The sequence below is a fragment of the Pedobacter africanus genome, from assembly GCF_900176535.1.
GTDB lineage: Bacteria > Bacteroidota > Bacteroidia > Sphingobacteriales > Sphingobacteriaceae > Pedobacter > Pedobacter africanus.
In genome coordinates this window covers 140,451-152,719 of record NZ_FWXT01000002.1, presented here as the reverse complement: position 1 = coordinate 152,719, position 12,269 = coordinate 140,451, and the positions used below count along the sequence as shown (strand labels likewise).

Genomic DNA, 12,269 nt, shown 5'->3' with positions numbered 1-12,269 from the left:
GTTTTCCACTAAATACTAATCAACAGGAGAGCATTATGAATTATAAGAAATTAATGGCCAATCGTTTTGCAGGCATGTCGCACAGACCGGTTGATACTTCCACCGCTGTGATCGGCTTATTGGCCGGATTGGCAGTTGGGGCTGTACTTGGTGTGTTATTTGCACCAGATAGTGGTAAAAAAACCAGGGAACGAATTTCTGACAAGGCACTGGACTTAACAGATAACATTAAAGACGGTTATCACTCGGTAAAGGAGCGGATGTCTTCAGGAAAAGATGAGCTTGCTCACCTTAAGGATCGTGTGGTGGATAATGTAAAAAATAAAGCGGCGGCAGTATCCCAGGAATTTAAAGAGTTTAAGGAAACAGAACGGCAGAAAAGCAGGTCGGCAGCACAGGATTCAGCATATGATCCTGACAATGCAATACAGGATATTTAATCTTCCCTGGTTAAACGAAGCAAAGGCTTTTGGACCAACCTATGTGGTTTGATCTGAAAGCCTTTGGTGTTTAAAGAACATTTGTGTAATTGGGACCAACAGGATACCGCAAATGGCAAATATGACAAAGGAAACCCTTAAATTAAAAGCATGGGCCAGATAGCCAATTAACGGAGGCCCAAGCAGCATGCCGGTTATAGAATAGGTAGCTATAATAGATATGGCCATGCCGGCAGAGTACTTTTTAGATGCCCCTGCCAGGGCATAAGACATGGGAATAATGGCCGCCGTGCCAAAGCCTACCAGCGAGAAACCGATCATGGCCGTCCAGAAATAAGGAAAAATAATGGCCAGGCTTATTCCGGAAACAATAAATGCAGCGCTCATAAGGTAAGATCTCGGCATCCCGAAACGGGCAACAATGAGATCTGAAAGAAACCTTGATGCGGCCATAAAGGTCATAAACACCAGGTATCCATAGGTAAACACTTTTACTTTGATGATCTCCTGGAAATAAATCCCGCTCCAGTCGAACATTCCCCCCTCGCATATGGCACAAAGAAAAACTACCAGTCCGAGATAAGCTATATAAGGATCTGGCTTTTTTAAATTGAGTTTATTCCCGGTTTCGGAGCGGTCACCTTTCAATAAAAACTGGTAGGAATACAGTGTTATGATGAGCATAACAATAGCTACAACCACAAAATGTACCTGTATAGAAACGTTTAGTCCGATCAAAAGGGTTGATATCAGGATTCCGCCGATACCGCCCATACTCCAGTAGCCATGAAAAGAACCCATGATCTTTTTATCGAAGCGCTTTTGCAGGGTGATGGCCTGGGTATTTACAGAAATATTAAAGATACGTGTGGTAAAGGCAAATATCACTACCGCGGCAACCAGGGTAAAAGTGTTGTGTGCAAAACCGATAAGTGCCAGTGCAAATGCATTGAGTCCGTAACCTACCGTTAAAGGCACCCTGCTATTGTATTTGGAAACCAGCCAACCGGAAATGGGCAGGCCCAGTAAAGAGCCAATGGGCAAGGCCAGCAGCATGCTACCCAGTTCTGCTTCGTTAAAGCCAAAAATAGTTTTAATGGTAGGGATCCGGGAAGCCCAGGTAGAAAAACTTAAGCCCGACATGAAGAAGAAAAGGCTGAGAAAGAAACGGTGTTTTAAATTAGAGATCATTGCAATCGTTTTGCGCCGCAAATTTAGGGATTCATTTGCTGGTATTTTCGGGAAAAATGTCAGAAAGCGGTAAAGGAATTTGACGCGATTTAAAAATTGCCTTTATAACAATTGAAGGGGTATTTTTGGTTTTATGGAAAAATAACCTAGCTTTACAAAAAACTTTAGGGGTGCCTTGCGCTGAGATATACCCTTTGAACCTGATGCAGTTAGTACTGCCGAAGGGAAAAGTAGAAGCAAATCTATTGCTGTCTTTTCGACCCGTTATGGGCTATCCCCTACAGTTTTCCAATTTTTTTAAATATGGATATCACTGTAAACCACAAAACTTATGTTGTTGATGAAGCCTGTTCGGTTGAGCAACTGCTTGGCCTTGTGCTCCGCCAGGAGGCCAAAGGAATAGCTGTAGCCATTAACCAAAACATTGTAGCCAAAACTGACTGGTCTGTACACACCCTAAGGCAGGGCGACCAGGTAATTCTCATTACAGCCACGCAGGGCGGATAATTCACACCTTAAAACTTAACGGATGAAAACTGAAAAAATTCCCAACGAACAAGTCATTACCCGTAGCCCCTTTCCGGCCTCACGCAAGATTTATGTAAAGGGACAACTGCATGAGATTGAAGTCGCCATGCGCGAGATCTCTTTAACAGACACCAAAATCCATAATGGCTTTGGTCTTACCGAACCAAACCCGCCAGTTACCGTATACGACACCAGCGGCCCTTATACCGATCCTGACATCCTTATTGATGTAAAAGGCGGACTACCGCGCTTAAGGGAAAAATGGATCACCGGCAGGCAGGATGTGGAACAGTTGGAGCAGATTTCTTCTGACTACGGACAGCAGCGCCTGGCAGACCAGAAACTGGACACGCTTCGTTTTGAACACCTCAATAAACCCTACCGTGCGGTAAAAGGAGCCAATGTTTCGCAGATGCATTATGCAAAAAAAGGCATAATTACGGCCGAAATGGAATACATTGCTATTCGCGAAAACCAAAGGATAGACCTCTTGAATGAGCAGCTGGGCAAGCAGTATGAGGTGATGAACCACCAGCACAAAGGTCATAGCTTTGGCGCCAATACGCCTAAGGGTTACATTACACCCGAATTTGTGCGTGCTGAAGTGGCTGCAGGCCGCGCAGTCATCCCCTGCAACATCAACCACCCGGAACTGGAGCCTATGATCATTGGCCGCAACTTCCTGGTAAAGATCAATGCTAATATCGGTAACTCGGCCGTTACTTCTTCTATTGAGGAGGAGGTGGAAAAAGCGGTATGGGCCTGCAGATGGGGCGCCGATACGATCATGGATTTATCCACCGGTAAAAATATCCATGAAACGCGTGAATGGATCATCCGCAATTCGCCTGTGCCGATTGGTACCGTGCCTATTTACCAGGCATTGGAAAAAGTAAACGGCAAAGCCGAAGACCTGACCTGGGAACTGTTCAGGGATACGCTGATTGAACAGGCGGAGCAGGGCGTAGATTACTTTACCATTCATGCCGGTGTATTGCTGCGTTACGTGCCTTTAACGGCCAAAAGGGTAACCGGAATTGTATCGCGTGGAGGCTCAATTATGGCCAAATGGTGCCTGGCGCATCATAAAGAAAACTTCCTGTACACGCATTTTGAAGAAATCTGTGAGATCATGAAGGCCTATGATGTGGCCTTTTCATTGGGCGACGGCTTAAGGCCGGGCTGTATTGCGGATGCGAATGATGAAGCGCAGTTCGGCGAGCTGGAAACCCTGGGCGAGCTGACCAAAATTGCCTGGAAGCATGATGTACAAACCATCATTGAAGGTCCGGGCCATGTGCCGATGCACCTGATCAAAGAAAATATGGAAAAACAGCTGGAACACTGTTCTGAAGCCCCTTTTTATACTTTAGGCCCGCTTACCACAGATATTGCCCCAGGTTATGACCACATCACTTCGGCCATCGGCGCTGCTATGATTGGCTGGTTCGGCACCGCTATGCTGTGTTATGTTACCCCTAAAGAGCACCTGGGGCTGCCCAATAAGAAAGACGTAAAAGACGGGGTAATTACCTATAAGATTGCAGCCCATGCGGCCGACCTGGCGAAGGGACATCCGGGGGCGCAATACCGCGACAATGCCCTAAGCAAAGCGCGTTTTGAATTCCGTTGGGAAGACCAGTTTAACCTGGCACTGGATCCGGATACTGCCCGTGAGTTCCACGATGAAACCCTTCCGGCCGATGGTGCCAAGATTGCGCATTTCTGCTCCATGTGTGGCCCTAATTTCTGCTCTATGAAAATTACCCAGGACGTAAGGGAATATGCGGCAAAGCAAGGTGTAGACGAACAGGATGCGCTGCAAAAAGGCATGGCCGAAAAGTCGAAAGAGTTTGCAGCAAAAGGCAGTGAAATATACTTTTAGGCCATGAAGCTGTTCGTCATCTCACCGGCACATTTTTTTAAAGGAGAAGCAGCGCTGATCAATCAACTGTTCGAGGCCGGCATGCCGGTGCTCCATTTGCGAAAAGAAAACCCGAACCCGCGGCAATATGCCGGTCTGATTTCGGCTGTAGATGAACGTTATCACCACAGGATTGCCTTGCACCAGTTTCATGAACTGACAACAGAATTTCCGGCAATTAAAAGACTGCATTATCCCGAACGGATGAGAAATAAGTTAACACAGCCATTTAAAAATAAAGAATTTACAAGAAGTACCTCCATCCATAATTTAAATGATCTGAACGGAGTTCAGGGGTTCGCTTATACTTTTTACGGACCTGTATTCGACAGCTTATCAAAACCTGGATACCAAACCAGGCTTGCCGGGGATTTTAAAGTACCCGTACAGGAAAATACCGCCCAGCTCATCGCCCTTGGTGGTGTTGATGGAGACAAAATTGAATCCCTTAAACAAATGGGATTTAAGGGTGCGGCAGTTCTTGGCGCCCTATGGAATGACAAGGAACAGGCTTTAGCGAATTTCGATAAAATAAAGACAGCATGCAGCAGCTAAGACCATATGTAATGAGCCTTGCTGGATTTGACCCCAGCGCAGGGGCTGGTATCCTGGCCGATATCAAATGCTTTGAGCAATTGCAGGTATACGGCTTCGGGGTTTGTACGGCACTTACGATACAAACTGATGATGCTTTTTTAAAGAACGATTGGCTGGATGCCCGGCAGATCATTGATCAGACAGTACCATTGCTGGACAAATTTGAAATTAAAGCCTGCAAAATCGGGCTGATTAAAGACCTGGATACACTTCATGAAGTGCTTGACTTCCTGAAATTAAAAGCTCCCGCCATTAAAATCGTGCTCGATCCCGTATGGAAAGCCAGTACCGGTTATACTTTCCACCATTGGGATGAGGGACTAAAAAAAATGATTCCCGTTCTAAACCAGCTGGACCTGATTACCCCCAACTATCCGGAAATGCAGGCTCTGGCCGGAGAGGCAATTCCACAGGAAGCGGCAAAAATATGGTCGGCCTATTGCCCGGTTTTGCTGAAAGGCGGACATATCAGCACAGCCGCAGGCACTGATTATTTATTTGAAGCTCGAGGTTTAAGGGTGCTTGACCCCGATGCGGGTCAAGTATACCAGAAACATGGCTCGGGCTGTGTATTGTCGGCCGTGATAACCGCAGAACTGGCGAAAGGCTCGGACCTGTACGCGGCATGCCTGCTGGCCAAGAAATACATTGAACAATTTTTAAACAGCAGCCCCAGCCTGTTGGGGTACCACCATTTATGATAGACAGATTACATTATATATCCCAGCCATCCGCCAACGGCTCCCACCTGGAAGCTATAGAAAAGGTATTGCTCGCCGGAGCAAGATGGATTCAGCTAAGGGTGAAAAACCAGCCGGAAGAAGAGGTTTTAGCCCTTGCGCTGAAGGTGGCACGCCTGTGTAAGGTACATGAAGCCAGGCTGATCGTAAACGACTACCCCCAGGTAGCTTTGGCTGCAGGAGCATACGGACTGCACCTTGGCCTCAACGATATGCCCGTTGCTGAAGCAAGGGCTATTGTCGGGCCTGAAATGATCATAGGTGGCACCGCAAATACCTATGCGCACATCGAGCTCCGGGCAGCTGAAGGTATAGATTACATCGGCCTGGGGCCATACCGATTTACCGCTACAAAACAGAACCTGAGCCCTGTTATTGGTCTGGAAGGTTATACCCGTTTGATGAAGCAGATGCAGGAAGCAGGCATCCACTTACCGGTAATTGCGATTGGCGGTATTGAAGCTGAGGATATCCCGCCTTTGATGCAGGCGGGTTTGCATGGTGTGGCAGTTTCTGGCGCCTTAACGCGACAGCCTGACCTTTCCCTAACGCTCAGGGAGATGTACAACAATTTACAAGCCGTTCATTCTAACTGTTAAACAATGTTAAAGATAGCAGACAAAATATTCAATTCCCGCCTGTTTACAGGCACAGGGAAGTTCAGTTCGGCCCTGAAAATGGAAGAAGCCCTTCTGGCTTCGGGTTCTGAACTTGTTACCGTAGCGCTGAAAAGAGTGGACATGCATGCTCCCGATGATGACATCCTGCAGCATCTAAAGCACCCGCAGATCAGTTTACTGCCCAACACTTCGGGGGTAAGGAATGCTAAAGAAGCAGTTTTTGCGGCCCAGATGGCTCGTGAGGCCCTGGAAACCAATTGGCTAAAACTGGAAATACACCCAGACCCTAAATACCTGATGCCCGACCCAATTGAAACATTAAAGGCTACGGAGGAACTGGCAAAATTGGGCTTTATAGTATTGCCCTATATTCATGCCGATCCGGTGCTCTGCAAGCGACTGGAAGATGCAGGAACGGCGGCGGTTATGCCTCTTGGCTCGCCGATAGGCAGTAACAAAGGCTTAAAGACCATTGATTTTCTGGAAATCATCATCGCCCAAAGTAAAGTCCCCGTGGTGATAGATGCCGGAATAGGTGCGCCTTCCGATGCCGCAAAAGCGATGGAAATTGGTGCCGATGCGGTGCTGGTAAATACGGCCATTGCCATTTCGGAAAATCCGGTTGCCATGGCCCGGGCATTTAAAATGGCTGTAGAGGCCGGCAGAATGGCTTTTGAAGCCCGTTTGGGTGCAGTGGCCACAGATGCCCAGGCCATCGCCAGCAGTCCACTTACTTCCTTTTTAGATTAACCGGTGATGAGCAGTTTTAAGGATATTTTTGAAAGCTGCAGCTGGGAAGATACCAGCCGAAGCATTTATGCCAAAACCAGTGCCGAGGTAGAAAGGGCCTTATCGGCATCAAAAAGAACACTGGAAGATTTTAAAGCACTGATCTCTCCTGCCGCGGCCCCCTACCTTGAACAAATGGCACAGCTGAGTCAGCAACTGACCCTGAAACGCTTCGGCAAGGTAGTGCAGATGTACGTACCGCTGTATCTTTCCAATGAATGCAACAACATCTGCACGTATTGCGGTTTTAGCTACGACAATAAAGTAAGGCGCAAAACACTTTCTGCCATAGAGCTTATGCAGGAAGTAGCTGCCATAAAGAAAATGGGCTTTGACCATGTGTTGCTGGTTACAGGCGAGGCCAATCAGTCGGTACATACCGATTATTTTAAAATGGTGCTGGAACTGATCCGCCCTCATTTTGCGCAGATTTCTATGGAAGTACAGCCCCTGGACTTATCTGATTATGAAGCACTAAGGCCTTATGGCTTAAATACCGTTCTGGTGTATCAGGAGACCTACCACCAGGAAGATTACAAAAAACACCATCCCAAAGGCAAGAAATCAAACTTTCAATACCGTTTGGAAACACCCGACAGGCTGGGCCAGGCAGGAATTCATAAGATGGGCCTGGGCGTACTGATCGGACTGGAGGACTGGCGTACGGATTCTTTTTTTACGGCCATGCACCTGAATTACCTGGAAAAAACGTATTGGCGAAGCAAGTACAGCATTTCATTTCCGCGACTAAGACCTTTTAGTGGCGGACTGGAACCCAAAGTGGCTATGAGCGACAGGGAGCTGGTACAATTGATCTGTGCTTACAGGCTTTTTAACGAGGAAGTGGAGCTTTCAATTTCTACCCGCGAATCACAGCTTTTCAGGGACAACATCATTAAACTGGGCATAACTGCCATGAGTGCCGGTTCCAGGACCAATCCGGGTGGCTATGCAGTAGAACCGCAGTCACTGGAGCAATTTGAAATATCGGATGAACGCAGCGCGGCCGAAATTTCAGAAATGATTGGCAAACAGGGGTACGAAGCCGTATGGAAAGATTGGGACAGGTTGATATGAAAAGATACGACAGACAAATCATGTTACCGGAAATGGGTCTTGCCGGTCAGCAGAAACTGCTGAAAGCATCGGTACTGGTTGTTGGTGCAGGTGGACTAGGCTGCCCTATATTACTCTATCTTGCTGGCGCCGGTATTGGCCAAATAGGGATTACAGATGCTGATGTGGTAGAGGAAAGCAACCTGCAGCGGCAGGTCATGTACCAGATGCCAGATATAGGAAAGCCAAAGGCTGAAATTGCGGCTTCGCGGCTAAGGATGCTGAACCCTGAACTGGAAATCCGCTCTTTTCCTTTCAGGCTGACAGCAGAAAATGCAGCTGACCTGGTTGGCCGGTACGACCTGATCATAGACGGCACCGACAACTTCCCTACCCGTTATCTTGTAAACGATACCTGTGTACTGCTAAGCAAACCCTTGGTATTTGGCTCCATTTTTCAGTTTGAAGGTCAGGTAACTGTATTTAATTATCAGGGCAGTGCCGACTACCGCTCCCTGTACCCCGAACCTCCGCCGCCAGACGAGGTACCAAATTGCGGAGAAAGTGGTGTAATTGGCACCCTTCCCGGGATTATCGGCAGCATGATGGCCAATGAGGCCATTAAGATCATTTGCGGGTTTGGAGAGGTGCTGGCCGGAAAACTCCTGACTTACAATGCCCTCAGTAATGAAAGTGTGCTGTTCAATTTCAGTAAAAGCGCAAACAGACCCGCTGAAGAACCTGTGGGTACACATCCACAGCAAAACAAACCTGCTCCATCATCCCTTAGCCTGGATGAACTGCGGGAAATGGACGAAAAGGGGATCAATTATCTGCTGATTGATGTACGGGAGGCTTATGAATATGAAGAACACAATATTGGGGGAATAAATATACCGCTTTATGATTTAAGCCAGCATATTCCGGAGTTTCTGCCTTACAAAATTCTTGTTTTTTGCTGTTCCGCGGGTACCCGAAGCAGGATTGCGCTAAATTTGCTCAGGGATTGCTTTCAGGGAAAGCTGTACACCATGGATGTTCCAAAGGCATATTAACGGTATTTCAACCGTTATTTTATTGTACCTAAAAAATAACTAAATAAAAGATATATTTTTTAACCAGCGAATATCTGTTTCTGTATAGACTTGTAATTATTCATCAATAAACCAATTCTTTATGGAAACAAATGTTCAAAAAACGGAAGAAACACTTAAAAAGTACAGGATCGAGGAATGTATTGACAATTTAAAACGAAAAGAGTACAAAGTTATACTCAAATCGATACCCGGCATCATTGGCAAGGGCATGACTACTTTTTACAATTACCGTGACCTCCGCATCACCGACCGGGAAGATATACCTTATAAGATTGCCCGAAAGCTGGAAATTTTGTTCGGACTGGAAGCCGGTGAGCTGGAAAATGTAAAAACCGTAGGCAAACACTACACCCAAATTTTAGAGGAACATAGAAATCAAATGCTACCTTTGCAAAATGATAGCAATAGGACAATACAACGATCTGCGGATTATAAGAAAAACAGAAGAAGGCCTCGTATTAACTGAAGGAGAAAAAGAGATCCTACTGCCTTATGTTGATGTACCTAAAAATGCTGAAATTGGCGACAACCTGAACCTTTTTGTGTTTATGCAAAAGGATGGCAGGCTGCAGGCCACTTCTAAAAGACCACTGGCCTGTGTAGGAGATTTTGCGTATCTCACCGTAGTTGATGAAACTGAAGATGGCGGTGTATTTATGGATATAGGCATCGGTAAAGATATATATGTACCTAAGCGCGAGCAGAAACGTCCCATGTTCAGGGGCGACAAGCATGTGGTTTACGTATTTCTGGATGAAAGTAACGACCGTATGCTGGCTTCTTCAAAGCTGATCAATTATGTAGAGGAAGAAGAAATAGACCTGGAAGAAGGTGATGAGGTAAGCCTGTTGATTGCCGACCGCTCCGACCTGGGCTACAATGCCATTATCGACAATAAATATATAGGGCTGTTGTATACCAATGAGCTTTTTGATGAGCTGAACCCTGGTGAAACACGCAAAGGCTGGATCAAAAAAATCCGGGTAGAAGGTAAAATAGACCTGAGCCTGCAGCCCATGGGTTATGGCCATATCCTGGAAACCAAGGACGTGATCCTGGAAGACCTGAAATACAGTGGTGGCGTAATTTCACTTGGTGATAAAAGCTCACCTGAAGCCATCTATCAGTATTTTAAAATCAGCAAGAGTGCTTTCAAAAAAGCCATTGGCGGCTTGTATAAGGATCGGCTGATCACAATTTCTGATCATGAGATCAGGCTGAATATTGATCACGAAGCTGAGTAACGGGAAAAATAAACCATTCTATTCATTGTCTGGCATCTGCCTTCCAGCTTTTTTGGAAAAGCTGGAAGGCAGCGCCTAGGCCAATTCATAGAAGGTATATTTTTCTGCCTACATGATGCATAAGAAAATCGGCTGGTTTTGAACCTGATTATACACTATATCAGGTAAGCATCATGCTAAGAAAGTAAAAATGCTTACTGTGAAGAGGCCTAGGATTCATTTGTTTTTCCCTTTTTGGGAAAAACAATTTATTCCAGCCTCAGAACAGTACAGCTTTTTTACTTTCCAAAAAATAAACGAGTTCCTGATTTTCTAAAATCTCAAACAACTATTAAATATTACCTTTTTTCAGCTCTTTAACCGCATAATCAGACGCACGGGCGGTTAATGCCATAAAAGTTAAAGATGGGTTCTGGCAGGCGATGGACGGCATACAGGAACCATCGGTAACAAATACATTTTTCACTTCATGCATCTGGTTCCACTTGTTGAGTACCGATGTTTTAGGATCATTCCCCATCCTGGCAGTGCCCATTTCGTGGATGGCCATTCCCGGATAACAACCGTTGTCGTAAGTTTTGATGTTTTTCATACCAGCAGCTTCCAGCATCTCGGCAGCATCATTCATCATATCGATACGCATTTTTTTCTCGTTTTCCTTGTACTCACAGTCGATGGCCAAAACAGGTTGCCCCCATTTATCTTTCTTAGTCTTGTCGATATACACCCTGTTTTCATAGTAAGGCAGCATTTCGCCAAAACCACCAAGTCCCATAGTCCATGCCCCTGGTCTGCTCATTTTTTCCTTGAAGTCGGCCCCGATTGCCAGCTCAGCGATATCGCTTTGCCAGTTTTTGCGGCTTGCTCCACCCTGGTAGCCAAATCCACGCAGGTAATCACGTTTATCGGTCCCCACATTGCGGTAACGCGGCACGTAGATTCCATTTGCCCTGCGGCCGAAAGTATATTTATCTTCAAAACCCGGTGCTTCACCAGAAGCCCCGCAGCGGAAGTGGTGGTCCATCAGGTTATGTCCGAGTTGTCCGCTTCCATTACCTAGTCCGTTAGGATGTGCCTCGGAAACAGAGTTCAAAAGAATAAACGTTGAACCTAGTGTAGAACCATTTACAAAAACAATTTTAGCATAAAACTCCATCGTTTTGTTGGTTTCGGCATCGATCACCATCACTCCTTTGGCCTTTTTGGTATTCTTGTCATAGATGATGTGGTTCACGATAGAATACGGTCTTAAGGTTAACCTTCCTGTTGCTTCGGCCGCTGGTAAGGTAGAAGACTGTGTACTGAAGTAAGCTCCAAAAGGGCAACCTCTGCTGCATAAATTCCTGTACTGGCAATTGCCGCGGCCTTTATGCGGAACCGTTAAATTGGCCACACGACCGATGGTCATGATACGCGTTCTTTTATAGTGTTCTTCTATCCTCTTTTTCACAGATTTCTCTACGCAGTTCAGGTCCATAGGCGGTAGGAATTGGCCGTCTGGTAATAAAGGCCAGTTTTCTGCCTGTCCGCTGATCCCTGCAAAACGCTCTGCATAATCGTACCATGGGGCTAAATCTTTATAACGGATTGGCCAGTCGTTGCCATGACCGTCTTTGGCATTGTCTTCAAAGTTATGGTCGCTGAAGCGGTAACTCTGCCGTCCCCACATCAAAGATTTACCGCCAACATGGAAGCCGCGGTACCAGTCGAAGCGTTTGTCTTCCGTATAAGGGCATTCCAGATCATTTACCCACCATTTCTGGTTGTACTCTGAATAAGGATAATCCCTTTTCTGAACGGGGTGGGTACGTTTCATTTCTTCGGTTAAACGTCCGGCATGCTGAAACTCCCATGGGTCTTTCATGGCAGTATCGTAGTCTTTCACATGTTCTATGTTCATTCCGCGCTCCAGCATCAGTACCCTCAGGCCTTTTTCTGTCAGCTCTTTTGCAGCCCAGCCGCCACTAATCCCCGAGCCTATAACTATAGCATCGTATGTATTTTCTTTCTTTAAATCGGTATTTATATTCATGATTGCTGATT

13 protein-coding genes and 1 riboswitch are annotated in these 12,269 nt (G+C 46.2%); of the genes, 11 read left to right on the top strand and 2 right to left on the bottom strand.

The window, feature by feature from the left end; genetic code table 11:
• The first annotated feature begins 35 nt into the window (after positions 1–35).
• Complete coding sequence (locus B9A91_RS14985) at positions 36–440, top strand: YtxH domain-containing protein (protein ID WP_235012570.1); 405 nt, start codon at positions 36–38, stop codon at positions 438–440.
• A gap of 39 nt (positions 441–479) precedes the next feature.
• On the opposite strand, the gene B9A91_RS14980 is transcribed toward B9A91_RS14985, so the two are convergent.
• Complete coding sequence (locus B9A91_RS14980; RefSeq protein ID WP_084239826.1) at positions 480–1,631, bottom strand: MFS transporter; 1,152 nt, start codon at positions 1,629–1,631, stop codon at positions 480–482.
• Positions 1,632–1,787: 156 nt separating this feature from the next.
• A riboswitch (TPP riboswitch) is annotated at positions 1,788–1,875 on the top strand.
• 59 nt (positions 1,876–1,934) lie between these two features.
• On the opposite strand from B9A91_RS14980, the gene thiS reads away from it, so the two are divergent.
• The 10 genes from thiS (at position 1,935) to B9A91_RS14930 (ending at position 10,226) form a co-directional block, all read left to right on the top strand.
• Positions 1,935–2,138, top strand: coding sequence for a sulfur carrier protein ThiS (gene thiS / locus B9A91_RS14975; protein ID WP_084239825.1), 204 nt, complete (start codon positions 1,935–1,937; stop codon positions 2,136–2,138).
• 22 nt (positions 2,139–2,160) lie between these two features.
• A complete protein-coding gene (gene thiC, locus B9A91_RS14970; protein ID WP_084239824.1) occupies positions 2,161–4,044 on the top strand; it encodes a phosphomethylpyrimidine synthase ThiC in 1,884 nt (627 codons plus the stop codon).
• Between the two features lie 3 nt (positions 4,045–4,047).
• Positions 4,048–4,638: a thiamine phosphate synthase gene (locus B9A91_RS14965; protein ID WP_084239823.1), complete on the top strand. Its 591-nt coding sequence runs from the start codon at positions 4,048–4,050 to the stop codon at positions 4,636–4,638.
• On the top strand, positions 4,626–5,381 hold the full coding sequence (locus B9A91_RS14960) for a hydroxymethylpyrimidine/phosphomethylpyrimidine kinase (RefSeq protein ID WP_084239822.1): 756 nt from the start codon (positions 4,626–4,628) through the stop codon (positions 5,379–5,381). The genes B9A91_RS14965 and B9A91_RS14960 overlap by 13 nt, the downstream gene beginning before the upstream one ends.
• Positions 5,378–6,019, top strand: a complete 642-nt coding sequence (locus tag B9A91_RS14955; protein WP_084239821.1) for a thiamine phosphate synthase — start codon at positions 5,378–5,380, stop codon at positions 6,017–6,019. Before B9A91_RS14960 ends, B9A91_RS14955 begins: the two co-directional genes overlap by 4 nt.
• A 3-nt stretch (positions 6,020–6,022) precedes the next feature.
• A complete protein-coding gene (locus tag B9A91_RS14950) occupies positions 6,023–6,790 on the top strand; it encodes a thiazole synthase (RefSeq protein WP_084239820.1) in 768 nt (255 codons plus the stop codon).
• 6 nt (positions 6,791–6,796) lie between these two features.
• Positions 6,797–7,906, top strand: a complete 1,110-nt coding sequence (thiH, locus tag B9A91_RS14945) for a 2-iminoacetate synthase ThiH (protein ID WP_084239819.1) — start codon at positions 6,797–6,799, stop codon at positions 7,904–7,906.
• Positions 7,879–8,940: a HesA/MoeB/ThiF family protein gene (locus B9A91_RS14940; RefSeq protein ID WP_144008950.1), complete on the top strand. Its 1,062-nt coding sequence runs from the start codon at positions 7,879–7,881 to the stop codon at positions 8,938–8,940. Before thiH ends, B9A91_RS14940 begins: the two co-directional genes overlap by 28 nt.
• A 121-nt stretch (positions 8,941–9,061) precedes the next feature.
• Positions 9,062–9,448, top strand: coding sequence for a hypothetical protein (locus tag B9A91_RS14935; protein ID WP_084239818.1), 387 nt, complete (start codon positions 9,062–9,064; stop codon positions 9,446–9,448).
• Entirely contained in the window at positions 9,378–10,226 is an 849-nt protein-coding gene (locus B9A91_RS14930; protein WP_084239817.1) for a CvfB family protein, read from the top strand. The genes B9A91_RS14935 and B9A91_RS14930 overlap by 71 nt, the downstream gene beginning before the upstream one ends.
• 331 nt (positions 10,227–10,557) lie before the next feature.
• On the opposite strand, the gene B9A91_RS14925 is transcribed toward B9A91_RS14930, so the two are convergent.
• Positions 10,558–12,258, bottom strand: a complete 1,701-nt coding sequence (locus tag B9A91_RS14925; RefSeq protein ID WP_200815669.1) for a GMC oxidoreductase — start codon at positions 12,256–12,258, stop codon at positions 10,558–10,560.
• Between the last annotated feature and the right edge of the window lie 11 nt (positions 12,259–12,269).